Raw genomic sequence first — 24482 nt, forward strand, 5'->3', positions numbered from 1 at the left:
GGGAGCGGCGGGGCCGTGAGACCAGGAGGACAGCCCGCCCCTCTAGTTCACAGAGGCCGCCGCCTGAGACGGCGACTCGCTCGGCCGCGCACCTCCGGCGAGACCTCTCAATTCAATGTCACCCTCAAGCGCAGTGAAAACTGCTCGGGGCGGCCCCTTCTGCTAGCGTGCCGGGCAGCATGACCCTTCCTTCTGTCACGCCCGACTGGGCGTATGAACGCGAACACTGGCGGCGCGGCTATTTTCGTGTGGCTGGCGTGGATGAGGCCGGACGCGGCGCCTGGGCCGGCCCGGTGACCGTGGCGGCCGTCATCCTGCCGGGCCTGGCCATGGATTATCCCTTCCGCGACAGCAAGCAGCTGACCCCGGCAGTGCGCGAAACCCTGGCCGTGCAGGTGCGCGAGGTGGCGCTCAGCTGGGCCGTCGAACACGCCTGGCCCGAGGAAATTGACCGCCTGAATATCCTGGGCGCCACCCACGCGGCCGCCCTGCGGGCGCTGGCGCGCCTGAACCCGCCCCCGCAGGCGCTGGTCACCGACTACCTGAAACTGCGCGCGGGCCTGCCCATCAGCGCGCCCCCCAGAGCCGACGCCCTGAGTTACTCGGTGGCAGCCGCCAGTCTGCTGGCCAAAACAGAGCGCGACCGCCTGATGCTGGAACTGGACGGACAATACCCCAGCTACGGCTTTGCGGGACATAAAGGCTACGGCGCCCCCGCCCACCGCGCGGCCTTGCAGGCGCTGGGGGTTAGCCCGGTGCACCGCCGCTCGTTTGCCCCTGTCCGGGCGCTGCTGAGCCGCCCCGAGCCTCTGTTTGACCCACAATGAGGCCATGACGGCAACGGTTCTGTGTGTGGCCCGTGACAGTACCCACCGCTTTAGCAAGGTGCCGCGCCCGGCTATTACGCTGCTGGCCAGGCTGGGCGTGGCCGGGGACGCCCACGCGGGCCGCACCGTTCAGCACCGCTCCCGCGTGCGGGCTGACCCCACGCAGCCCAACCTGCGCCAGATTCACCTGATTCACGCCGAGCTGCTGGATGACCTCGCCCTGCGAGGCTTCGCCGTGCGCCCCGCCGACCTGGGCGAAAATGTGACCACACGCGGCGTGGACCTGCTGGCCCTCCCACGCGGCACCCGGTTGAGGCTGGGTGAGGCGGTGGTTGAGGTCACCGGACTGCGCAACCCGTGCGCGCAGATTGAGGCGTTTCAGCCAGGGCTCTTGAAAGAACTCGTGGGGCAGGACGAGGCAGGGCAGCCGGTCTTCCGAGCCGGTGTCATGGGTGTGGTACTGGTGGGCGGCGACGTGCAGCCCGGTGACCCCATTGAGATCACCCTGCCTCCGCAGCCGCACGAACGGCTGCAACGGGTGTAGAGGGAACCTCTCAACGGCGGCACTTGGGGCAACTGGCGCCACTTGCCGCCGCGCCGGGTGGCGTTCAGGTACCCGGAGAGGGCCGGCAGGCGGGTCCAGACCCTGCTCCTGCTGACTCTCTGGCGCCGCATGCCCAGTTCGTGCGGCCTGAAGCACTTGGAGGCGGTGGAATCAGAGAGTGCCTCAGTGAGCAGTCGTGAAGGAGACTGGTAGGCTTTCTCCCCGACACCCCTCACCGCAGGCCCCTGTGGTTAACCGCTCCAGGCTTGGTCCTCAGCCGGGCGGCGTTCAATGCCCAGTTGCGTTTCGGTGGGCCGGAACCCCACCCGCTCGTACAGGGCCTGGGCGTGGTAGCCAGGGTCAGCCACAATCACCAGGGTGCGTGTGCCCAGGGTCTGGCGCGCCCACTCGGCGGCCGTATGAACCAGGGTGCCGGCCAGGCCACGCGAACGCGCCTCAGGGTGGGTCTCGACACTCTGGTAACGCGCCACGCCCTGCCCCGCGTCAAAGATGCCCAGGCCGCTCAGCATGGTGCCGTCAGCCTCAAAAGCGCCAAACACCGCGCCCTGACCGGCCGCCTGCATGGCGCGGTAGGACGCCAGTTTGCGCCGCGCAAATTCACAGTAAGCCTCAGAGTCCAGCGGTTCTGGGCTGGCTGCATTGACGGCCAGACGCAGCGCCAGGGCCGCGTCCCAGTCGGCCGCGCTGCCCAGTGGCCGCCGCTCGGCGTCACGGTTCAGGCGGGTGGGCGGCACTGTGCGGGTGGTGGTGAGCACGGTGTCCTCGTGAACGCCGTACCCAGCGGCGCGAAACTCATCGGCCGCGCCCTCGTCGCCGCCTGGGGTGTCTACCCCGAAGGTGCGGTGGGTGGTTCCCGGATGGGCCGCCACAAAGGCCTCTTCCCAGCGTGTCAGGTCGCCAGGCTGCGGCGGCGCCGGCATCAGCAGAAAGTTCCCCCACCAGAAGGTCGGATTATGCGGCGAGCGAATGACAGTGGCGGCCGGGCCGCGCTCAATCTGGGCGCCCTCAAGGCGGCGCAGGGACAGGTCGGTAAAATACGCCAGAGACGTGGGCATGGCCGCAGGCTAAGGCAGCCCCGGCGCGCGCCGCATCCGCCGCCTGGCTCAGGGCGTGCCCGGCAAATACTGCCAGTCCACGCCACTGAGGGCCGCACTGGCGCTGAGGCTGACCGTCACGGCCGCCGAGGTCTGTTCGGTGCGGGTCACCAGGGTGTTCCAGCCGCGCGCCAGGGTTAGGGCCGCCTGCACGCGGCCTGGCACGGCCTGCCCACCAGACAGCGTCACGGTGCAGGTCCGGGCACCGCTCAAGGTGGCGGGGCGGTCGGCGTATAGAAACTGCCGCGTGGTCAGCACGACGTTGACCGGACTTGCCTGCAACGTGACCGCCGAGGTCGCTGGGTTCAGGCGGCCAGCCACCTGGCCGCTGGCAAGAAAGCGGCCGGCCCGCAGCAGCAGCAGCCGGGCAGTGGGTGGACTCAGGATTGGGGCCCCACGGCACTGCGCGCCCTGCACCGCCGCCGGAAAAGCGGTCAGCTCTTCGGCCAGCGTTCCTACTTGCGGTGGGGGACTGGGCAGGGTCAGGGTGTAGGCGCCGCCGGCCTCCACTGCCCCCCGCACGATGTCGCGTTCGGCGCCGTCCAGCACCGCAGTCAGAATGACTTCCCCCCGAGCAGGCGGATAAATCACAGTGCCGCCGCCCTGGGCGGGCGGGGCGTAGGCCGAGCAGGCGAACAGGCCCGCCGTCAGCACCGTCCGCAGGAACGCCAGGGCCAGCGCATCAACTGACATATGCCAGAAACTTAACACTCTGGACTAGGGGAAGGCCTTAACTGTGGGCAAAAGTGGAGAGACATGAAGTCTTGCGCTGCCCGAGCAAAGACATACACCTCTTCAAATAATCCAGATAAGCACACACCTCGCTGCCGTGGCCCAATAGTTATTCGGAAGCCACAAAGAAGCCATGTCTCAAGAGAGCCTTTGAATAGGCCGCTTGTTTGAGGCGCCGGATAGACCGACTCCCACTCACCGAGCCTTCGCCGCTCGCGTTGCTGGCTTAACCTAATCTCGGCGCAGCGGCCTATTCAATCTGATGCCCCTGGTCGCTTTCCACCGCGATAGACTGACGCTCTGTGTCCAATCCGCTGCCGACTCGCCATGAGCTGCTCCGCGCTCCCCAGTTTCCCAGGTCGCAGGCCTACGATCCGGCGTGGATTGTTCAGCACGAAATGGGTCCCCACGCCCTCTGGCTTACGGAATGGCTGTGTGAAGTCATGACCCTGCGGCCGGGCATGCGGGTGCTTGACTTGGCCTGCGGCCAGGCCCTAAGTTCCATCTTTCTTGCACGCGAATTTGGGGTTCAGGTGTGGGCAACCGACCTCTGGATCTCCGCCACCGACAATGCAGAGCGAATTCGGGGGGCGGCCCTTCAGGATCAGGTGTTTCCCATCCATGCGGACGCGCGCCACCTGCCGTTTGCCGACGAATTCTTTGATGCCATCCTCTGCATTGACGCGTTTGAATACTTCGGCACCGACGCCTCATTTCTGCCTTCCCTCATTCGGTATCTCAAACCAGGCCATCAGGTCGGCATCGTCAATGCGGGGGTGCAAACGGAACTGGACGAGTTGCCCGGAGAGTGGCCACCTGATTTTGCCGCCTTCCATACGCCGGCCTGGTGGCGCCGCCACTGGACGATGTCACGCACGGTGCAGGTGGAAAGAGCAGAGCAGATGCCAGGGGGCCGAGCGCTGTGGATGCAGTGGAATGAGGCTGTGGGGTCGGAAAACAGCTATCTGACGACAGAGGCTGGAGCGCACCTGGGCTTTCACCGGGTGGTGGCCCGGCGCACAGGCTAGGGTGGCGCGCAGGTAGTGGGCACCTACGGCTTGACGCTCTCGATCAATTCGAACGGCGAAGTCTCCCACTCGCCCTCTCCCGGCGACTGCAAGGCAACAGCGTCATGCTGAAGCCACTCGAATTCTCCCAACACCTCTTGGCCGCTGGGTGCCGCGCTAGAGTCAACGGGGCAGTCCTCAGTCGGCGCGGCTGGTGGGCTACTCCCCTGTTTCTCGCGCGCCCACTGGAGCCGTTATGCCCATTCGAATGATGACCCTTTTCTGCGCCGCCCTTCTGCTCCTGGGCATTTCGGCGGCTCCACCTGCGCCCCGCACCCTGAGTTTTACAGTGGGCGCTGCCGGACAGGACATTGCGGTGCAACCTGGAGACCTGCTGCGCTTTTCTCTTAGCGCGGCGGCCGGGACAGGCTATACCTGGCGGGCGCTGGAGGTGGACCCGGCCTTTCTGACCCTGGTGGAGAAACGCACATCCAGCGTGGTCCCCGCCCAAGGGGGCGTGCCCGTCGTTGGTGGGCCAGGGCCCCTCACGGTCTACACCTACCGGGTAACCGCGGCCCTCAAGCAGGGAACAACCGACCTCACTGTCCCCCTGTATTTCGCGCACCTCCCACCTGGCCGGGCCTTTACTGCCGATGTTCGACTGGTTCAGTTCAATCTCGTCGCGCGCTGACACCGCACAGATGAGACTGGTCACTGCGGCCTGTCTGATCTAGCAGCGTGACAGACCAGCCCCAGGCCCTCGCCTGGGGCTTTCCTTCAGGGACGTAGGACCGCGTTCTAGCCTGGCCACGGTCACAGGGCCATCTGGAACGCAAGCCTTTCTCCGGGTACAGCTGAATGCGGCCAAGCAAAAGTGAGGCGTCCCGAGCGGGTCACGCCACACCCAGAAGGTGGTCAGCAGGGTTAGAAGAAGCTATCCCTCGGTTCATGCCATCCGATGTTGAGTTGCCCAGGCCACAGGCTTAGGGTGAGTGCCCACACCGCAGAGTTGAGCCGCAATCAAGAGCAGCTCAGCTCCGCAGTCCCTGGCCGCTACCGGCAGTTTCGGCCTGTAATGCCACAGGGTTCGCGCATGGTAAACGGCGCTTCTAGCGCGGCGTCGGCCAGACGCTTGGCCAGGTCTGCGGCCCCCTCTACCAGCACGGGGTCCAGGATCCGGTCGCGCGGGGAGTGGTAAGCAGGGTCTTCGCCCCGGTGCAAAAACAGGGTGCGAATCCTCAGGACCTTGAACGCGGCGTGGTCACTGCGGCCAGTGAGATTGAGGCTGCGGCCAAAGGTCTCGCGGGTGCTGACCGGCTCGTCCTCAAACAGGCGCACGTCTGGCTGCACCCGGCGCACCAGCGCCCGCAGGTCCTCGTGGGCGGCGACCCCCAGCGGCTGGGCCGCCACCCCCACCATGTCCAGATTCAGCACCGCGCGCGTGTGGCGCAGAGACGGACTGTACTGCTGCGCAAACAGGCGGCTGCCGTTAATGCCTGTTTCCTCATCGTCAAACAGCACAAACCAGGCGCGCTCGGCCAGGGGGGTGCCGGCCGCCTGCCGGGCCAGATGCAGCACGGCCAGCACGCCGCTGGCGTTGTCGTTGGCGCCAGGGCTCCCCGGCACGCTGTCCAGGTGCGCGCCGAACAGCACGTCCGGCGTGGAATCCACCCGCGCGGCCAGCAGGTTGGACGCCGTGACGGTGCGCGTCCTCGTGCGGGTGGTAAACATCACGGTCTGCCCGACCTGCCGCAGCAGCGCGGCGCCGTCCTGGGCCGGCAGTTCCAGCAGCGGCAGCGTGGTGCCGTCCACCCGGCTGGGCTTGGGCGGCTGCGCGCAGTCATTGACAATCGCCAGGCCCAGGCCGCCCGCGTCCACTACAGCGTCGGCCAGCGCCGCCCAGCGCCCGGCCGGGCAGGTGGTCACGGCCAGCTGGCCCAGCAGCTGCAGGCGCTCCAGGGTGGCTGTGGTGGCGTCCGGCGGAATCCGCACCAACCGGGCCTCCTGCTCGCCGCCCTGCGCGCCCCAAAGCGTGTGGCCGCGCAGGACCTGCCCGCCCACACGCACCTCGGCGCCCAGGCCTTCTAACACCGTGACCTCAAAGGGCTGCCGGGTCACGCGGTAGCCCAGGGCGGTCAGGTGCGCCGCCGCCCACTCCAGCGTGCGGGCATGGCCCGGCGTGCTTGGCGCGCGCGGCCCAAAGGTGCGCAGCGCCGCCCAGTCGCCGGCCACAGTGCCCTGCTGCGCGGCAGCTTGTAGCGGCGGATTAACCGGCCGCGTGAGCCAGCGGTAGCCCCACCAACCCAGCGCCAGCAGCACCAGCGCGGGCAGCAGGATTTTCCAGGGGGCAATCGCTGGCCGCGTGGGCAGCGCGCGGGTGCGGGGGAACATAGAGGCAGCATAAGGGGGCGGGACACGGCACGTGAGCGCATTTGACAAGAGAATCCAGAGCAGCCACCAGCCTTCGCCCTTCTTCTCAGGCAAACGACGTGAGTGTCTGTGACAGACAGCGGCGCCCACACAATTGAGGGGCACCCCTGGTCCTGGAGGAACGGGCAGACGCTAAAACTCAGGCGGGGATCAGCGAAGCCAAGAGGCGACCAAGCAGAGCAGCGAGGAATCCAGGCGGAGTCAGCCCAACCGGGGACCGCGCCGGGCCGCCTGAACAGCACAGGGGCAGTGGGCCGCGACCCGCTGAACGGCGGCCCTGTGCCTGCCCAGCCTGCCAGAACACGGCCTCAATAGGGCGCCTGACCGCATGCCCTTTGGCGCCGATGCTCTAGACTGCTCTGTGTGAATGTCAGGAATTTTTCCATTATCGCCCATGTGGACCACGGGAAATCGACCCTCGCGGACCGCATTCTGGAGCGGCTGGGCGCCATGTCCGAACGGGACAAGCGCGACCAGACCCTCGACACCTTAGAACTGGAACGCGAGCGCGGCATCACCATCAAGTCCACCCCGGTGCGGCTGTCCTATACCCGGGAGAACGGGGAGCAGTACACCTTCAACCTCATTGACACGCCGGGCCACGTGGACTTCAACTACGAGGTCTCGCGCAGCCTGGCCGCCTGCGAGGGCGTGCTGCTGCTGGTGGACGCCTCGCAGGGGGTTGAGGCGCAGACCATCGTGAACGCCTACCTGGCGATTGACAACAACCTCGAAATTGTGCCGGTGGTCAACAAGATTGACCTGCCCGCTGCCGACCCCGAAGGCGCCGCCCAGGAGCTGGAAGACGTGATTGGGATTCCCGCCAAGGACGCCGTGTTCGCCTCGGGCAAGGCGGGGCTGGGCATCCCCGAGATTCTGGAAGCCATCGTGGAGCGCATTCCAGCGCCCAGCGGCGACCCAGAGGCGCCCCTCAAGGCGCTGATTTTCGACTCGTTCTATGACGCCTATCAGGGCGTGATCCTGTTCGTGCGCGTGCTGGAAGGCACTTTGAAGGCCAAGCATCAGATTCTGCTGATGAACGCCGGCAAGACCTTCGAGGTGGACAAGGTGGGCACCTTCAGCCCTGGCCTGGTCGTGGGACAAGAACTCTCTGCGGGTGCAGTGGGCTGGGTGGCGGCCGGCATCAAAGACATCCACGACGCGCAGGTGGGCGACACCCTGACCGGCAAGGACGTGCAGACGGCCGAGGCCTTCCCCGGCTTCAAACCTGCGCAGCCGGTGGTGTTTAGCGGCCTCTACCCCACCGACACCGAGGACTACCGCAAGCTGCGGGACGCGCTGGACAAGCTCAAACTCAACGACGCGGCCTTTTCCTTCGAGCCGGAAACCAGTGAAGCGCTGGGCTTTGGGTTTCGCTGCGGCTTTCTGGGCCTGCTGCACGCCGAGATTATTCAGGAGCGCCTGGAGCGCGAATACGACCTGGACCTGATCGCCACCGCGCCCGCCGTGGTGTACCGCGTGACCCTGACCAACGGCGAGATCTTTGAGACCCAGAACCCGGCCGAGTTTCCCACCCGTGACCGCATCACCAGTGTCGAAGAGCCGTACATCAAGCTGAGCATCATGCTGCCCGAGGAGTACGTGGGCACCGTGATGCAGCTGCTGCAAGAGCGCCGGGGCTCCATGATCACCATGAACTATGTGGGCAAGCGCGTGGAGCTGCTGTACGAGGTGCCGTTCGGGGAAATCCTGTACGACTTCCACGACCGCCTCAAAAGCATCTCGCGCGGGTACGCCAGCATGGACTACGAGCAGATCGGCTACCGCGAAGGCGACCTGCGCAAGGTGGACATCATGGTAAACAACGAGGTCATTGACGCGCTGGCCGTCATTGTTCACGAGACCAAGACCTACAGCCTGGGCCGCAAGATTGTGGACAAGATGGCCGACGTGATTCCGCGCCAGATGTTCCCAGTGCCGGTGCAGGCCGTGATTGGGGCCAAGATCATTGCGCGCGCCACCGTCAAGGCCTTCCGCAAGGACGTGCTGGCCAAGTGTTACGGCGGCGACATCAGCCGCAAGAAGAAGCTGCTGGAAAAGCAGAAGAAGGGCCGCGCCCGCATGAAGCAGTTCGGCACCGTGGAGGTGCCCCAGGAAGCCTTCCTGGCCGTGCTGAGCACCGAAGAATAACCGCGCCGACAATTCAGTCCTTAGCCTCCTGACCGGCTCCGGCCGGTCAAGTTTTGTTGCTGAGGCCACTGCGGCCCTCTACCCTCTTTCAGTGTGACCTCTTGCACAAAAGGCACAGTCAGTGTTACGCTGTAAACGTAAAAGCAAACGGCTTTACGCGGAGGAAAGATGACGACTCACGATGCCCAATCTTTACAGCAGGCGTTCAAACAGCTCCGTCAGGAGCAGACGGCCCTACAAGGCCGGTTTCAAAGCCGCGCCGAGGTGCAGCAGCAGCGCAAGAACCGCGAGGTCCTGACCCAGGCGGCCGAATACACGGTGGACAATATCGTGCGCGAATCGGCCGATGTGCAGCTGGAAGTCGGCGCTGTCATGGCGCAGCTGGAACAGCGGCTGTCCGGCGAAGCGACCAAACTGAGCCAGCTTGTGACCGCCACCGAGGTCGCCCAGCGCGAACTGGCCGAACTGCGCCGCCTCCGGGTGGCGGCCGACGCTCTGGCCGCCCTGCAACAGGACAGCCGCGACCGGCTGGCCCGGCTGAACGGTGAACATCAGGCCCGGCTGGACGCCCTGGACCGCGAGCAGGCCGCTGACCGCCGCACCTGGGAACGCGAGGACGCTGAATTTGCCGCCGAGGCCCAGCGCATGCAGGCCGACACTGCCCGCGAACGCCAGCAGGAAGAAGCAGACCACACCTACCGGCGTCAGCGCGAGCGCCAGCACGACGCCGACGCCCAGCACGCCGCTGACCGTGCCCAGGAGCGTGACCTTGCCGAGCGCCGCCTGACCCTGGAGCGCGACTGGCGGGAGCGCGAAGCCGCCCTGCAAACAACCGCTGAGCACTTTGAAAAAGACCTCGCGCGGGTCGAAGCCTTTCCGCAGGTGCTGGAAGAAGAGGTCAGGAAGGCGCGTGAAGAAGGCATCCGGCAGGCAGGTGCCGACGCCAAGGTGCGCTCGGACCTGCTGGAACGCGAGTGGGCGGCCAGCAAGCAGGGCTTTGAGCTTCACCTTGAGTCGCTTCAGGCGTCCATCGCGGCGGCCGAGGCGCAGGTGGCCGAACTCCAGGCCCAGCAGCAGCGCGTGAGCGAACAGACCCAGGGCCTCGCGGCCCGCGCGTTCCGAGGTGAAGCGTGACCCCCAAGCGTCCCGGCGAGACCGCCACCAAAGCCAAGATTCTCGAAGCCTTCGACGACCTCAGCACCGAATACACGCAGTTAGAAGGGCAACTGAACGCCCTGAAAAGCCAGCTGAACCAGAAAGAAAAAGAGGTGCGCGAGGCCCAGAAACAGGCGCAGCAGACGCAAAAGGCGCAGCAGGCCCCCGCAGGACCAATGGCCGAAGCGGCGAAAACCCTGCCCACCACCCCGGAAGGCAAGCCCGGCCGCATGGAAGTGGCCCTGGGCCTGCTCGCGCAGCTTCAGGCCGGGGCGTCCGGCACGCTGGCCGAACTGTCCGAGCAGCTCAGCGCCGAGGCTGCCGGGCTTCAGGGCGTGCTGAAGCTGGCCCAGGCCGAGCGTGAAGCATTGAAAGAGCTGTACGACCTGGACGCAGGTGAAGACGCGCTGCGCCACCTGCTGGCCGAGTACGACGCGGCGGCCGAAAGCGCCCGCACCGAGGCCGAAAGCCGTCAGGCCCAGGTGGCCGAGGACTGGGAAGCGCGCCAGCGCGAGTGGCAGACCGAGCAGGACGCCCGGGAGCGCAGCGTGCAGGAGCGCGACCTGACCGCCGCGACCACCCAGGAACGCGAGGATGCCGATTATCAGTACAGCCGCGACCTGGCCCGGCGCCTGGATGACGAAACCTACCGCGCCGAACAGGCCGAACTGACCCGCACCCGCGCCGAGCGCCTGGACACGCAGGAACGCGAATGGAACACCCGCGAGGCCGAGCTGACCCAGCGGGAAACGCGCTTCCGCGACGTGACCGATAAGGCCGCCGCCCTGCCTGCCGAACGCGAGGCCGCCCTGAAGCGCGCCGAGGCCGAAGGCACTGGCATTGGCAACCGGCAGGCGCGCGTGCGCACCGACCTGCAAGAGAAAGAAATTGACGGCCAGCGCCGCATCTACGAGCAGCGCACCCAGAACTTTCAGACCCGCCTGGACCTGCTTGAAAAGCGCGCGGCGCAGCTGTCCGAGCAGGTGGGGGCCGCCAGCCGCCAGATGCAGGACCTCGCCGTCAAGGCCATTGAGGGCCAGGCCAACGCCAGCAGCCTGAACGCCTTCAAAGAACTGGCCATGGAACAGGCCAAGGCTCAGGGCAAGAGCAAGAACTGAGCGTCAGGGTACGGCCAGGGGCGACCTTCTGCGGAGGGTCGCCCTGCTGCTGTGCCTAGAGCCCTGAAAAGGCAGTAAGTGTCAACCCGTGTAGAGAGCCGCTGGCACGACGCTGATCACACACAGGGGCTGAGTGTTCTGGACAGCGTTGTCTGAGCCGCCTGCTGGCCGACCATTCACAGTGGGGCCGTCACGGCCTCGGGGTGTAGGTGGCCTGCACCAGGCCACTCGGAAAAGCGCGACTTCGGCTCAAGTGCCACGCCCGCTGCGGCAGGCCACGCTCAAAGAGGGCAATCCCCGAGCCAAGGATGACAGGCACCCAGGACAGCGTCAGGTCCGTGACCACCCCTGCCCGGAGCCCCTGCCGCACCACATCACCGCCGTCAAGGTAGATGTGTTCGTGGCCTTCGTGGGCCAACCTGTCCAGTACCTGCGTCAGTTCCCCCTGGCACGCCTCTACACCCTGCCGCGCGTCAAGTGGCCGGTGCGTGAGCACCAGCACTCGCTTGCCCGCGTAAGGCCACTCTGGAAACGAGGCCACCACATCGTAGGTCGAGCGGCCGATGACCAGCGCGTCAACAGACGCCATCAGCTCGGCGTAGCCCGTGTCCTCCGGGGGCATGGTCTGCACCAGATTGAGCCAGTCCAGCCCGTGATCGTCACCCGCAATGTACCCATCCAGGCTGAGGCCCAGAAAAACTGTCACGCGCAGAGGCTTCGTCATGCTTAAATTCTATAGTGTAGAAATAAAGAGGAGCCAACACGCACAATGGAGAGCGATGACTGTCCCTCTTCCCCCCCGGCGCCGGGGACGACCTGCTCGTGGTGCCGGGCTGACCGAAGACACCGTGCTCACTGCCGCCCTGACTCTACTGGAAAGAGACCGCGCCGCCTTCTCCATGCGCGCCCTTGCCCGCACGCTTCAGGTGGATGTGATGTCGCTCTATCACTACTTTCCAACCAAGGAGGCTCTACTTGATGCCGCCGTTCTCACTGCCTTCGCGCCCCTGGAGGAGGCTGACCCCTTCCTTGAGGGAGAGCCCACCTGTGCTGGGCGGCTGGAGCGCCTGGCCGCGCTGTATCTCGGTGTGGTGCAGCGCTATCCGGGCCTCACGCTGGAGATTGCGGCTGGCCGCGTGCCTGCGGCGCCTGTCGTCGCGCGCTTTGATGCTCTATTCGCGCAGGCGGTCAGGCCTCTTTCCCTGACCGCTGAGGAGACGCAAAGTGCTGGCCAGATGCTCGTGGACTACCTGCACGGCTTTATGCTGGGTGGTCCGGCGGCTGGAGAGGCTTGGCGGTTCGCCGTGCGCGTCTTTGCACAGGGCCTGCGCCACTGGCCGCCGGACGCGACTCAGGACCACTGATTCAAAGACTTTTCTAAGCCTTACAGAACTGCTGGCTATAGTGTGCGTCAAGGGTAGGTGAGGTTCCAGACCTCAGCATCAATTGCTTACGAAACGGTTTCAGAGACGGAGAGTGCCCTTATGTTTGGAAAGTCACTCTTCCCTTGCTGGGCTTTGAATCCCGTTTTCAGGCGATTCAACCGGAGAGGTCTTCAGTCCACTTCTGGCCACCTCAGCCGCCCTGGATGAGCAACGCATAGGCAGGCGCTGAAGCGGGGGCATTCGCTGGGGGTGGGGGTTGACAGACCCGTGAGGGTTCTGTCAGAGGCCGGCCGCTACCTTGGGCGGTATGTCCACGTCTGCCTCCAGCCTGCCCCACCCGGCCACCGGGTTTGGTCAGGCCAGTTTGCGGACGCTGCGCGCCCAGTTCACCCTGGTGATCTTTTTGCTGGCCTTTTTGCCTAACGTGGTGCTGACCTTCACGGCCCGGCCCAACGTGGCGCCGCTGACCCTGCTGGCCTGGATGGTCACGGTGGGGGCGCTGTGCGCGGCGGTTGGCTACCTGCTCAGCGGCACCCTGCTGCGGCCCCTCAGCCGCCTTCAGGCCCAGGTCGAGGACGGCGCCTTTCAGGCCGCCCACGCCGATGATCCGACGGAGATTCGCGCGCTGAGGGGCGCCTTTACCGGTCTGCTCTCCAGTCTCGGCACCGAGCAGGCGCGGCGTAACGCCTTCATGGCCACGCTGGTGCATGACCTGAAAACGCCGCTGATCGCCACCGGCCACCTGACCAAGATCCTGACCACCATGCCGCTGCCCGAACCAGAGCGCCGCATGATGGGCGAGCAGATGCAGGCCGAAACCGCCCGGCTGCTGGCGCTGGTGCAGCAGATGGCCGACGCCCACCGCTTTGAGCAGGAAGACGTGCAGGTGCAGCTGATCTCCACCGATCTGGGCGCCTTACTGAACGATGTGGCCCTGCGCGCCGCCCCTCAGGCGGAGGCCCAGGGGCTGACCCTGAGCGTTCAGGGCGAGGGGCACGCCCAGACCGATCCGGCGGTGCTGGAACGCGCCGTCATGAACCTCACCACCAACGCCCTGCGTTACGCCCGCAGCGGCGTGACTCTCAGCGTGTCCGCAGATGGCCTGCACGTGACCGACGATGGCCCCGGCCTGGCCGCGCCCCTGGACGAGCTGGCCCAGCCGTTTAACGCCCAGCCCACCACGATTGCTGGGCAGCAGTACACCGCCGGCACCGCTGGTCTGGGCCTCTTCATCGCCCGCCGCATCGCCCAGGCCCACGGCGGCGACCTGCACTACAGCCGCCTGCCCCCCCCTGACGCTTCCTCCGGCCTCCCCCCTTCCGAAGCCCCTGCCGGTGCCGACGCCTGCCTGCCCGCCCTGACCCGCTTCACGCTCTCCCTGCCGGAGGTTTCCCCATGAGACTAGTCATTGCCGACGACCACCCCCTCTTTCGTATGGGCCTCAAGTACGCCCTGATTCACCAGGGCTTTGACGTGGTGGCCGAGGCCAGTGACGGCCTGGCCGCGCTGGAGGCCTGCCGCGCCCTGCAACCCGACGCCGCGCTGCTGGACGTGAAGATGCCCGGCATGACCGGCATTGAGGTCTGCGAGCGCCTGCGCCAGACCAACCCCCGGCTGGTCAGTGTCCTGATCACCACCTTTGCCGAACCCGCCATCGTGCAGGCCGCCCGCGCGGCGGGGGCACGCGGCTACGTGAGCAAGGAAACCGACCCCGAAAGCCTGGCCCGGCAACTGCGCGACATCGTGGCCAACCCAGATGTGGACCGCCTGCCTCATGTGGACGTGCCCCGCCTGACTCCGCGCGAATCCGAGGTGCTGCCGCTGCTTGCACAGGGCTACAGCAACAAGGAGATCGCCAAGAACCTGGGGGTCTCGCCCGATACCGTCAAAGACCACCTGGCCCGGCTGTACGCCAAGCTGGACGCGGGTGACCGCACCGAGGCGGTCAGCCGCGCCCGTTCTATCGGCCTGCTGCACTGAGAGCAGGAGCGAGCACTGCTGAGGCGCACCACTGAGGCACAGAGCCCTCAATCAACGTGGGCCGGTACGACTGGGCGGCAGCCTTCCTGATCTGGATGGCACCGCCCTGACCATCAAGCCCACAGAAGACCGCTGTAAAACCACACGGACAACCGCCGGGTCACCCCTATTACAGGTGGCCCGGCGGCTCAAGTGAGGCAATCCGACCAACGCCCGGCTGTTAAAGTGAACGGCGCATGAAGACCCGCTGCCTGTTTTCTCTGACACTGCTTCTCGCCGGCACGGCGGCGGCGCAGGGCACGTCGCCCGACGCGCGCCTGACCCTCTGGGGCAGTGTAGGGACCGAAGCCTATATCGCGCCGGGCGTTTCACTGGGCCTGAGCACGCCGCTGGGCCAGATCGGCTCCTTTCAGACCACCCTGCGCGGCACCGCCGGCCTGTATATCCTGCCTATCGCCGACCTGAACGGGCCGCTGCCTATGGTCAATGCCGACGTGCTGTTCTCGGGGACAGCGGGCCAGGTGAACGTCTATGGCGGTCCCAGCCTGGGCACGCTGGCCGGGGCCGTGTGGTTTGCGGGCGTAACAGGTGGCGTACGCGGGCAGTTTGGGGCAAGCAATCTGGGCTGGTTCAGCGAGGCCCGCGTGCGCGCCGGCTTTGTTCCAGGCAGCGGCACGCCGCCCCTGCCTCTGGTAGGCGGCGGGTTTGGCCTCACCTACCGCTTCTAACCTTTTCGCTGCCCTGCCTCCGGGCCGCCTGTACCCTGCGGGGAATGAGCGGCCCTGTTTCTGCCTCCCCTTTTACCCTCTCGGCCCGCGCCCAGAGCCTCAAGCCCTCGGCCACGGTGGCGGTGACCAGCCGCGCCCTGGAACTCAGGCGGCAGGGCGTGGACGTGATTTCCATGAGCGTGGGCGAGCCGGACTTCGACACGCCGCCGCACATCAAGGCCGCCGCCATTCAGGCCATCGAAAGCGGGAAGACGAAATACACCGCTGTGAACGGCATTCCCGAACTGCGCGAGGCCATCAGCGCCAAGTTTGAGCGGGAAAACGGCCTCCGCTACGCCCCGAACGCGGTCACGGTCACCAGCGGCGGAAAACAGGCCCTCTTCAATGCCTTCTTCGCGCTGCTCAATCCTGGCGACGAGGTGCTGATTCCCACCCCCTACTGGGTCAGCTACCCCGAGATGGTCGCCCTGACAGGAGCGGTGCCGGTGCCGGTGCCCACCACCGCCGAAAGCGGCTTTCAACTGAACCCCGACGACCTCGCCGCCCACATCACGCCGCGCACCCGCATGATCGTGCTGAACAGTCCGGGCAACCCCACAGGCGCGGTGTTTCCGCCTGAAGTGCTGCAGTCCATTGCCGAGTTGGCCTGGCAGCGCGGCCTGACCATCGTGTCCGACGAGATGTACGAGCATCTGGTCTACGGCGCCCAGCAGGTCAGCATCGGCACCTATGCCCCGGAGCACACCCTGACCATCAATGGGGCCAGCAAGGCGTATGCCATGACCGGCTGGCGCATTGGCTACGCCGGCGGGCCGGCCGCCGTGATTGCCGCCATGAACGCCATACAGTCGCAGAGCACCAGCAATGCCAGCAGTGTCAGCCAGTACGCGGCGCTGGCGGCACTGACGCAGCACGAGGCCACGGCGCGGTTTATCGAGGAGGCCCGGCGTGCCTATCAGGTCCGGCGCGACCACATCGTGGCGGGTCTGAACGCGCTGGGGCTCACGACGCCGACCCCGCAGGGCGCGTTTTATGTCATGGCCGACACCAGCCGAATTCACCCTGACGAACTGGAGGCTGCGCGCCGCATCCTAGATGAAGCGCGGGTGGCCGTCGTGCCCGGCACCGATTTTGGGGCACCCGGCCAGGTGCGCCTGAGTTACGCGCTGGGCTTGGACACCATTGAGGAGGTCTTGCGCCGCCTGGGCCAGTTGCTGGCGTGACCGTGGTGTTCCCGTTTCTCCCTGGCTGGGAGTACACCGCACCTCAAATCCAGAGAGGCTACTCCGCCCTGCCACGCCGCCTGGTCAGTCTGCTCACTGCCCAGCGCACTGATCGTCCACCGAACTTTTGAAGGATGACTGGGGCGGCCCAGTCCCTAAGCTGCCCTTATGCCTCTGGTCAAAAGCGTTGCGTGCGCCGCTGTGCTGTGGCTCTCCGGCACAGCCTCGGCACTCCTATCCGGCGTGCCTTTACCTGACGGCGGGTGGGCAGGCTGGCGGTGCCTGCAACCAGACGAAGCCCCTGCCTGCCGCGTACCCGTGTTCGTGCGCCTGGACGCGGCGGGGCGGGTGAAGCGCCAGGCGCAGGTGCCCGAAAGTCGCAGCCTTGGCCCGGTGTTGCGGCACCCTGATGGCCGCACCCTGTACCTGGGCGGCTCAACCCTCGTGGCTCTGGATGCCAACACGCTGAAGGCGCGCTGGCATGTCCAGCTGTCCGCCGCCGCCTGGACCCTGGAACCCCTGGCCCTCTCGCCGAATGGTCAGCATCTGGCTGTGGCAGGTCGAAACGGCGCCGTGCGGCTGCTGAGCGCCCAGAGCGGGCGGTGGGTCAACATCCTCCAGCATCCGTTCTACAGAGACCAGAAGGACGGCTCCGGCGATTTTTTTGCCACGCCCACCGCCCTGGCCTTTTCGCCTGATGGCCGCACCCTCGCCATTGGCTCGCGGGGTGGTGGGGTGCGGCTGCGCTCGCTGGCCACCGGGCAGGAGCGCCAGCTCTCGGGAGGCTGCACGGCGGCGAAGACCGCAGCACACCTGGGGCCAGTGAGGGCCTGCTGTTCACAGGTGCGGGCACGCTGGTCAGCACCGCCAACGACGAGCAGCTGATGGCCTGGCCGCTACGCCCGCCGCGTCAGGCCCGCTGCCTGTCTTTGCCCGGCGGCGCGACCTCGCTGCACCTCTTGCCGCAGGGCCGCTTGCTGGCGCTGGGGGTCACCTCGGGCACCCTGCTGCACTGGCCGGAGGTCACGCGGCTGGCCCGGCTCGCTCCGCTGGGCTCAGCACTGGTGCGGTGGCAGGTCACGGGCACTACCCTGGCCCTCAGTGACCAGCACAGCACCCGCCGCTGGAGGCTGCCGAGCGCCGCGCCTTTGCCCAGCGCGGCGCCCCCTCTGGCCACCTTTCACCCTGCCGGGGCCACCGTCACCATCGGAGATGACCTGAGGGTGCGGGTCAAAGCCGCTGGACACACACGGGTCCTCTGGCCCCCAGCGGTGGCGCCGGCCAATCTGGACGGCCTGGGCGTCCCTGTCGGCTGGCAGGTGCGCTTGAAAGGCGGCCAACTGACCGTGAGCGCCACCTCTAACGTCCGCACCATGACCAACGGAACGACCGACTTCACCAACAACTACGTGTGGGCCTGGCCGTCAGGCCGCTTTCTGGGCTGCCGTACCCTGCGCGGGGACGGGGACAACCTGGGCGTCGCCTCTCTTGCAGTGCCCTGCCGCACGCGGGAACCCTGACGCCACTCCTGGCGTACCCTGGCGGTATGACCAACATGCATCCGGGCGGCGACGGCACCTACAGCCTCCGTGACTTTCTGGCCCAGACCGCCGAGCGGGACAACCCCGGCGACGTCTTTGAACTGGAATCCAGCAAGATGCTGGAGGTCAAGGTCAATGGCCGTATCTGGAGCAAGCTGGGGGCCATGGTGGCCTACAAGGGCAACCTCAGCTTCAAGCGCGAGGGCACCCTGGAAGGCGGCCTGATGAAAGCCCTCAAGCGCGCCGTCTCGCAGGAGATGAGCCCCCTGGCTAAAATCGAGGGCCGGGGCGTGGCCTACCTGGCCGACCAGGGCAAGGAGGTGCAGATTCTGCGCCTGCAAGGGGACAGCCTGAACGTCAACGGCAACGACCTGCTGGCTTTTGAAGACAGCGTGCAGTACGACATCACCATGCAGCGCCGCATTGCAGGCATGGCGGCGGGCGGCCTCTTTAGCGTGCGCGTGCAGGGGCACGGCATGGTGGCCATCCTCTCGCACGGCAAGCCGCTGACCCTGCGCGTGACCCACCAGGAACCGATTTTTACTGACCCCAACGCCACGATTGCCTGGAGCGGCAACCTGCAGCCCCAGCTGCGGATGGACGCCAGTCTGCGCAGCATGTTTGGCCGGGGCGGCGGCGAGACCTACCAGATGGTCTTTCAGGGCGACGGCTTCGTGGTCGTGCAGCCCTATGAAGAGTTCGAGCAGGGCCTGGGCGGCGGCAGCGGCCACAGCAGCGGCGGCGTGGGCGGCGCCATTGGGGACCTGTTCGACTGAAGCCAGGAAGTGGGGTGTGAGAAGTAGGGAGTAGAAAAAGCATAAGGATGGAGGGCGTGGCCTGGACGGCACGCCCTCTCTTTTCTCCACTCACCACTACCCACTTCCCACTCCCCAACCGCTACACTCGCCCCCAATGAGCTTGGTTGTACTGGCAACGGGAGGCACCGGGGGACACATCTATCCGGCGGTGGCCACGGCGCGCGACCTGGCGGCGCGCGGGCACGAGACGCTGCTGCTGGGCCAGCGCGGCGGCATGGAAGAGCGGGTGGCCGCCGAACAGGGGCTGGCCTTTGAAGGCGTGGACGCCGGCAAACTGGCGCGCAGCGGGCAGGGCCGTCCCGACCCCCGTGAACTGCTGCGCGCCGGGCAGGGGGTCTTGCAGGCCAGGCGGGTGCTGGCCCGGCTGCGGCCCAGCGCGGTGGTGGGGTTTGGCGGTTTTGCCAGCCTGCCCGGCGTGCTGGCCGCTCAGAGTCTGGGGCTCCCCACCGTGCTGCATGAGCAGAACGCCCGGCTGGGCCTGACCCAGCGCCTCGCCGTGGGCCGCGCCCGCGCGGTGGGCACCGTGTACGAGCGCGTGCTGGGCCTGGACCCTGCCCGCGCCACCCTGGTCGGCATGCCAGTGCGCGAAGAGCGTCTGCCCCGCGCCGAGGCCCTTTCGCGCCTGGGGCTGCAAGACGGCCCCCTGACCCTGTTCATCATGGGCGGGTCGCAGGGGTCGCTGTTCTTAAACAACAGCGTGCCGGACACCCTGCAGAACATCCTGGGACAGGAGGGACTGCTGCCCGAAGACACGGGGGGCGGCCTGGTCAACCTGGACTTTACTGGCCAGAGAGGACGCGCCGTGCAGGTGCTGCATTCCACCGGGCCGCGCTGGCTCTCGGAGGTCGGGCCGCGTGTCCGGGGCCTGGACTGGTACAAGGCCGCTGGCTACGTGGACGCTGTGGCCGCGTGGTCGGTGGCCGACCTGGCCATTACCCGCGCGGGCACCAGCACGCTGGCCGAGGCCGCCTTTCATGGGGTACCGCTGGTCATGGTGCCGCTGCCCGAGTCCTCGGAAAACCACCAGTACCACAACGCCCTGGCGGTGCAGACGGCCGGAGCCGGGCGCGTGGTCGAGCAAAAGAGCGTGCCAGAAACCCTGGGACAGGCGGTGTTAGAGTGTGCCTCAGCGGGGACGCGCGCCTCCATGAGTGGAGCGGCCCGCCAGCGTGCCCAGCCGGGCGCAGCGGGGCAGTTTGCGTCCCTGATCGAACGGCACCTGCGTTAAGGGCCCCTCCCCTCCCATGACTGACCACGCTCTTCCCACCCCCCCGCCCGGCCCTGCCGAGGCGTTTCAAGCGGCCTCCCCTTCCCTCCACTACCACCTGATGGGCATCGGCGGCATCGGCATGAGTGCCTTTGCCCGCCTGCTCGCGGCGCAGGGCCACCGGGTCAGCGGCTGCGACGAGGCCGTCACCGATCTGACAGCCCGGCTGGGCGCCGAGGGCGTGCCGGTCGCGGCCGGACACGCCGCCGCCCATATCACGGACGCCCCTTACGGTCCCGTGGACATCCTGGTGGCCTCGGAAGCCGTGCCCAAAACCCACCCGGAACTGCTGGCCGCGCGCGCCGCTGGCGTGGCAGTGCGCCCGCGCATGGCGCTGCTGGACGACCTGCTGCGCACCGGGCCCAGTGTGGGGGTGATCGGCACACACGGCAAGACCACCACGACCAGCATGATCGCCGTGGCCCTGACTGGGGCCGGCCTGGACCCCTCTGCGTTCGTGGGCGGCATCGTGCCGGAGTTCGGCAGCAACGCCCGGCTGGGGCGCGGCCCGTTCGTGGCCGAGGTGGACGAGTCCGATAAGGGCTTTGCCGCGCTGGGCGCAGGCACCGCCGTGTTTACCAACGCCGAGGACGACCATGTGGGCGGCTCCCAGGCGACCTACTGGGAAACTGTAGAAGAGCAGCACGCGGCCTTTGCGCGCTTTGTGGCGCAGTCGGGCCGCGTGCTGCTGTGCGCCGACTGGCCAGGTCTGGACGCCCTGTGCAGCGGTGCCCGCGAGCAGCTCAGTTACGGCCAGGCCGAGGGCGCCGACTACCGCGCCGAAGGGCTGCAACCCGACGCCGAGGGCACCAGTTTTGCGGTGGTCTACCGGGGGCAGACGCTGGTAAACGCGCGCGTGGCCCTGCCCGGCACCCACAACGTCCTGAACGCGCTGGCTGCGCTGGCGGTCGTGCATCTGCACGGCGGCGACCTGGCGCTGGCGGCCGCCGCGCTGGCTGACTTCCGGGGGCCGGGGCGGCGCTGGCAGCGCATCGGCGAACTGAACGGCGCCCTGGTGATTGATGACTACGCCCACAACGCCACCAAGGTCGCCGCCGCCGTGCAGGCCGCGCGGCAGACCGGGCGGCGGGTGCGGGTGGTCTTTCAGCCGCACCGTTACCTGCGCACCCAGCAGTCCTGGCCCCGCCTGGCCGACGCCCTGATGGACGCCGACGAGGTACTGCTGCTGGATATTGCCGCCGCCAGTGAGGCGCCCATTCCCGGTATTCACGCCACCCTGATTTCTGGGCGAATGGCCGACAACGGCCACGCGGGCGTGCGCTACCTGCCTGACCGCGCCGAGGTGCTGCGCGTGCTGCGCGAGACGGCCAGCCATGAAGACGTGATCGTCACGATGGGCGCGGGGGATGTCTGGACCCTGGCGCGCGACCTCGTGGGCGGCGCGGTGTGACCGCCGCAGTCAGCCGCAGCGGCACGCGGGTTGAGAGGCTACCGCTCTCGCGGTTTACCACCCTGGGCGTGGGCGGCGAGGCCGAGGTCTGGTTCGTGACCTCTCATGAGGCCCTGGCCGAGGCCATGGAGCGCCCCTACCGGATTCTGGGCGGCGGCAGCAATCTGGTCATCGCGGACGCCGGGGTGCCCGAGCGCGTGCTGCGTTTATCCGGCCCCCTGGCTGAACGTGACCTGACGCCCGACCCCTTGCTCAGCACCTCAGCGCGCGTCGTCACCGGCTGGGTGGGCGGCGGCGTCCCCCTGCCGGGCCTGGTGCGGCAGTTGCAGAAACTGGGCCTGAGCGGCCTGGAAGGCACCGTCGGCATTCCGGCGCAGGTGGGCGGGGCCGTATGGATGAACGCCGGCACCCGGTACGGCGAGATGTTTGACGGCCTGCACACCATTGAGCTGGTGACGCCTGAAGGCACGCGGCAGGTCACGCCAGACGACTTGCCCTGGGGCTACCGCCAGAGCGGGATTCCCCGGAACCATGTGGTCAGCCGCGTGCGCCTGGCCCTGACGGTCAGCACGCCGGACGCTGTGCTGGCCAAGATGGACCACGCCGATCAGGCCCGCAAGGGGCAGCCCAAGATGAAAACGCCGGGCTGCGCTTTCAAGAACCCTGGCGGGGTCAGCGCGGGCCAACTGATTGACGAGGCGGGCCTGAAGGGAACGCGCATCGGCAACGCCCTGATTGCCCCGGAACACGCCAACTTCATTGTCAATCTGGGGGGAGCGACGGCGGCGGACGTTCACGCGCTGCTGGACACTGTCCGGGCGCGCGTGAAGGTGCCCCTGGAACTGGAATACGAGCTGTGGTCAGGGCAGGCTGAGCCTTGACGCAGCCGGGGCGCAACCGGCGGGTCGGCTCTGAGCCGCAGGATCCTGCCTCTGCCGTGCTCGTGCCTGACCTGATCTTTCCAGCCGCGACCCCTGACCCGGAGCCTCCAGCCCGACCAGCTCGCCGCCGCCTGCGCCGCCGCTGGTGGGGCCTTATCCTAACCCTGCTTCTGGTGGGAGCCGCGCTGGGGCTCTGGTTTGGGCTGCCCATCCGCACCGTCACTGTTGACGGCAACGTGCGCCTGTCGCCCGCGCGGGTGCAGGCTCTGGCCGGGCTGAGCCCTGACTTCGGCTGGCTGTATTACGGCGCCTGGCGCGCACGTGGCCTGCTGGGCAGCCCCTGGGTCCAGGCGGCCACGGTGACGCGCACCTTTCCCGACGCGGTCCATATCCAGCTGACCGAGCGCACCGCCTACGCCCGCCTGCGCCGCCTAGACGGCGTGGTCGTGGCCATCGCTGCTGACGGCACAGTGCTGCCCGGCGCCCTGAATACGGCGAAGCTCCCGCTGATCAGCGGCTGGGGACCCGACCGCCTGCCCGAAATGCTGCGGGTGCTGCGCGCCCTGTCCCGCTACAATGTGCAGTCGGTTGCTTATTCACCGACAGGCCTGACCCTCACAGTGGCCGGAAAAGAGGCCAGCAGCCGCGTGTGGACAGGCGACGTGCAGGCGTTACTGAAGTATGCTGAGAGCATCAGCATGTATCCAAACCACAAGATTTCGATTTACCCCTGGGGGGTGAGCGTCCAGGAATGAAAGACAACACCATCATTGTGGGCCTGGACATCGGCACCACGAAAATCACGACCGTCATCGGCGAGGTTGCTGCGGGCGGGAGTGTGGACATCATCGGCGAAGGCACCGTGCCCAGCGAGGGCATGAAGCGCGGCTCTGTGGTCAATCTGGAACGCGCCACCCACGCCATCAAACAGTCGGTGCAGGCCGCCGAGCGCGTCAGCGGGGTCAAGGTCGAGAGCGTGTATGTCTCGGTGGCGGGCAACCACGCCAAGGCGATTACCAGCCACGGCCTGGCCGCTATTCGCCGCAACCAAGAAATTGCCCAGCCTGACGTGGACCGCGCCATCGAGAATGCGCGGGCCGTGCCGCTGGACCCCAATCTGGAAATCATCCATACGCTGCCTCAGGAATACGTGGTGGACGGCCAGGAAGGCATCAAAAACCCGGTTGGCATGCACGGTGTTCGGCTGGAAGTGGACGTGCATATCGTGGCTGGTACCGCCGGACCACTGCTAAACCTGCGCCGCTGCGTGCAGGAAGCTGGCCTGCGGGTCGAGGGGTTTGCCCTGCACGCCCTGGCCAGCGGCCTGGCGACCCTGGAAGCCGCTGAGCAGGCCCAGACCGTTGTGGTCGTGGACATGGGCGGCGGCACCACCGACATGGCGGTGTTCAAGCGCGGCAACCTGGCGCACTCGGCCTGCATTCCCCTGGGCGGCGAGCACGTCACCGCCGACCTGGCGCAGATTCTCAAGATTCCCATGGAGGAAGCCGAGAACGTCAAGCGGCGGTACGGCGCGGCCCTGCCGGAACTGGCCGACCAGGACCTGACCCTCGAAATCACCACGTCCTCGGGCAGCACCCACGCCATTACGGCCTTTGAACTGTCGCGCATCATCAAGCCGCGTCTGGCCGAGATCTTCGGCCTGATTCGGGACGAGATTGATCACACTCTCGGACCGGTGGAGCTGGTGGCCCAGAACGTCATCCTGACGGGCGGCGCGGCGCTGCTGCGCGGGGCGCCCGAACTGGCGCGCGACCGTTTCCGGCTGCCGGTGCGGGTGGGCCGCCCGCGCGGTATTGGCGGCCTGACCGACATCGTCAGTGGCCCTGGCCACGCCGGCAGCGTGGGCCTCGTGCTGTACGGCATTGGAGAGGACGGCAAGGTGCCGCATCTGGTATACGGCGACATGGCCCCGGCGGTCACTGCCCCCAGCACCCCTGACGTGCCGGTGGTCCCGGCCCCCACCCCAGAGCCGGTGGCGGCCACACCCGACAAACCCAAGGACAAAGTCGGCCCTAGCCTGGCCGACCGGGTGCGCGGCTGGTTCAAAGATTGGATGTAAAGCGGAGCGGGGGCCAGCCAGACTGCGGCCCCCGCTGCCCTGACTTCCCCGCCAGACGGGTGCGCTACACTGCGCGGCAGTGCCTCTGG

24 protein-coding genes are annotated in these 24482 nt (G+C 67.2%); 20 read left to right on the forward strand and 4 right to left on the reverse strand.

Annotated elements, in window-relative coordinates; translation table 11 throughout:
* The first annotated feature begins 179 nt into the window (after window positions 1–179).
* Together rnhB and K7W42_RS01755 are read left to right on the forward strand one after the other, a co-directional pair.
* A complete protein-coding gene (gene rnhB, locus K7W42_RS01750) occupies window positions 180–827 on the forward strand; it encodes a ribonuclease HII (RefSeq protein WP_224571681.1) in 648 nt (215 codons plus the stop codon).
* Window positions 828–831: 4 nt separating this feature from the next.
* Window positions 832–1371 (forward strand): MOSC domain-containing protein, encoded by a 540-nt coding sequence (locus tag K7W42_RS01755; protein ID WP_224571684.1) that lies wholly within the window; start codon window positions 832–834, stop codon window positions 1369–1371.
* 251 nt (window positions 1372–1622) lie between these two features.
* Here K7W42_RS01755 and K7W42_RS01760 read toward each other — a convergent pair whose 3' ends face one another.
* Window positions 1623–2447 (reverse strand): GNAT family N-acetyltransferase, encoded by an 825-nt coding sequence (locus K7W42_RS01760; protein WP_224571686.1) that lies wholly within the window; start codon window positions 2445–2447, stop codon window positions 1623–1625.
* Window positions 2448–2495: 48 nt separating this feature from the next.
* Window positions 2496–3179, reverse strand: a complete 684-nt coding sequence (locus tag K7W42_RS01765) for a hypothetical protein (RefSeq protein WP_224571688.1) — start codon at window positions 3177–3179, stop codon at window positions 2496–2498.
* A 341-nt stretch (window positions 3180–3520) separates the two neighbouring features.
* Here K7W42_RS01765 and K7W42_RS01770 point away from each other — a divergent pair, with 341 nt between their 5' ends.
* Window positions 3521–4246 (forward strand): SAM-dependent methyltransferase, encoded by a 726-nt coding sequence (locus tag K7W42_RS01770; RefSeq protein WP_224571691.1) that lies wholly within the window; start codon window positions 3521–3523, stop codon window positions 4244–4246.
* A 235-nt stretch (window positions 4247–4481) separates the two neighbouring features.
* Complete coding sequence (locus tag K7W42_RS01775) at window positions 4482–4916, forward strand: protease inhibitor I42 family protein (protein ID WP_224571693.1); 435 nt, start codon at window positions 4482–4484, stop codon at window positions 4914–4916.
* A 362-nt stretch (window positions 4917–5278) separates the two neighbouring features.
* Here K7W42_RS01775 and K7W42_RS01780 read toward each other — a convergent pair whose 3' ends face one another.
* On the reverse strand, window positions 5279–6616 hold the full coding sequence (locus tag K7W42_RS01780) for a M28 family metallopeptidase (protein WP_224571696.1): 1338 nt from the start codon (window positions 6614–6616) through the stop codon (window positions 5279–5281).
* Window positions 6617–7018: 402 nt separating this feature from the next.
* On the opposite strand from K7W42_RS01780, the gene lepA reads away from it, so the two are divergent.
* The 3 genes from lepA to K7W42_RS01795 all read left to right on the forward strand — a co-directional run bounded on the left by lepA (window position 7019) and on the right by K7W42_RS01795 (window position 11079).
* On the forward strand, window positions 7019–8806 hold the full coding sequence (lepA, locus tag K7W42_RS01785) for a translation elongation factor 4 (RefSeq protein WP_224571698.1): 1788 nt from the start codon (window positions 7019–7021) through the stop codon (window positions 8804–8806).
* Between the two features lie 168 nt (window positions 8807–8974).
* The gene (locus K7W42_RS01790) at window positions 8975–9940 is read left to right on the forward strand and encodes a coiled-coil domain-containing protein (protein WP_224571700.1); all 966 of its coding nucleotides are present in this window, start codon (window positions 8975–8977) and stop codon (window positions 9938–9940) included.
* On the forward strand, window positions 9937–11079 hold the full coding sequence (locus tag K7W42_RS01795) for a coiled-coil domain-containing protein (protein WP_224571702.1): 1143 nt from the start codon (window positions 9937–9939) through the stop codon (window positions 11077–11079). Before K7W42_RS01790 ends, K7W42_RS01795 begins: the two co-directional genes overlap by 4 nt.
* Before the next feature lie 190 nt (window positions 11080–11269).
* Here the strand turns inward: K7W42_RS01795 and K7W42_RS01800 are convergent, their stop codons facing one another.
* Window positions 11270–11803, reverse strand: coding sequence for a dihydrofolate reductase family protein (locus K7W42_RS01800; protein WP_224571705.1), 534 nt, complete (start codon window positions 11801–11803; stop codon window positions 11270–11272).
* Window positions 11804–11858: 55 nt separating this feature from the next.
* On the opposite strand from K7W42_RS01800, the gene K7W42_RS01805 reads away from it, so the two are divergent.
* From K7W42_RS01805 to ftsA, 13 genes are all read left to right on the forward strand, one after another.
* Window positions 11859–12443, forward strand: a complete 585-nt coding sequence (locus tag K7W42_RS01805) for a TetR/AcrR family transcriptional regulator (RefSeq protein WP_224571707.1) — start codon at window positions 11859–11861, stop codon at window positions 12441–12443.
* A gap of 328 nt (window positions 12444–12771) precedes the next feature.
* The gene (locus K7W42_RS01810; protein WP_224571709.1) at window positions 12772–13863 is read left to right on the forward strand and encodes a sensor histidine kinase; all 1092 of its coding nucleotides are present in this window, start codon (window positions 12772–12774) and stop codon (window positions 13861–13863) included.
* Window positions 13860–14444, forward strand: coding sequence for a response regulator transcription factor (locus K7W42_RS01815; protein ID WP_107136771.1), 585 nt, complete (start codon window positions 13860–13862; stop codon window positions 14442–14444). Before K7W42_RS01810 ends, K7W42_RS01815 begins: the two co-directional genes overlap by 4 nt.
* 236 nt (window positions 14445–14680) lie before the next feature.
* Window positions 14681–15172, forward strand: coding sequence for a hypothetical protein (locus tag K7W42_RS01820; RefSeq protein ID WP_224571711.1), 492 nt, complete (start codon window positions 14681–14683; stop codon window positions 15170–15172).
* 44 nt (window positions 15173–15216) lie between these two features.
* Window positions 15217–16395: a pyridoxal phosphate-dependent aminotransferase gene (locus tag K7W42_RS01825; RefSeq protein ID WP_224571713.1), complete on the forward strand. Its 1179-nt coding sequence runs from the start codon at window positions 15217–15219 to the stop codon at window positions 16393–16395.
* Between the two features lie 168 nt (window positions 16396–16563).
* Entirely contained in the window at window positions 16564–17280 is a 717-nt protein-coding gene (locus tag K7W42_RS01830) for a WD40 repeat domain-containing protein (protein ID WP_224571715.1), read from the forward strand.
* Entirely contained in the window at window positions 17280–17915 is a 636-nt protein-coding gene (locus K7W42_RS01835; protein ID WP_224571717.1) for a hypothetical protein, read from the forward strand. The genes K7W42_RS01830 and K7W42_RS01835 overlap by 1 nt, the downstream gene beginning before the upstream one ends.
* Window positions 17916–17941: 26 nt before the next feature.
* Complete coding sequence (locus K7W42_RS01840; protein WP_157458129.1) at window positions 17942–18712, forward strand: AIM24 family protein; 771 nt, start codon at window positions 17942–17944, stop codon at window positions 18710–18712.
* A gap of 136 nt (window positions 18713–18848) precedes the next feature.
* Window positions 18849–19982 (forward strand): undecaprenyldiphospho-muramoylpentapeptide beta-N-acetylglucosaminyltransferase, encoded by a 1134-nt coding sequence (gene murG, locus K7W42_RS01845; protein ID WP_224571719.1) that lies wholly within the window; start codon window positions 18849–18851, stop codon window positions 19980–19982.
* A 100-nt stretch (window positions 19983–20082) separates the two neighbouring features.
* The gene (gene murC / locus K7W42_RS01850) at window positions 20083–21432 is read left to right on the forward strand and encodes a UDP-N-acetylmuramate--L-alanine ligase (RefSeq protein ID WP_224571969.1); all 1350 of its coding nucleotides are present in this window, start codon (window positions 20083–20085) and stop codon (window positions 21430–21432) included.
* Window positions 21429–22313 (forward strand): UDP-N-acetylmuramate dehydrogenase, encoded by an 885-nt coding sequence (locus tag K7W42_RS01855; protein WP_224571721.1) that lies wholly within the window; start codon window positions 21429–21431, stop codon window positions 22311–22313. Before murC ends, K7W42_RS01855 begins: the two co-directional genes overlap by 4 nt.
* A 56-nt stretch (window positions 22314–22369) precedes the next feature.
* Window positions 22370–23068, forward strand: coding sequence for a cell division protein FtsQ/DivIB (locus K7W42_RS01860; RefSeq protein ID WP_224571723.1), 699 nt, complete (start codon window positions 22370–22372; stop codon window positions 23066–23068).
* Window positions 23065–24393 carry a cell division protein FtsA gene (gene ftsA / locus K7W42_RS01865; protein WP_157458134.1) on the forward strand — a complete coding sequence of 443 codons (1329 nt, stop codon included), beginning with the start codon at window positions 23065–23067 and terminating at the stop codon, window positions 24391–24393. Before K7W42_RS01860 ends, ftsA begins: the two co-directional genes overlap by 4 nt.
* The last annotated feature ends 89 nt before the right edge of the window (window positions 24394–24482 follow it).

Origin of the sequence: Deinococcus betulae (assembly GCF_020166395.1) — a bacterium.
Taxonomy (GTDB): Bacteria; Deinococcota; Deinococci; order Deinococcales; family Deinococcaceae; genus Deinococcus; species Deinococcus betulae.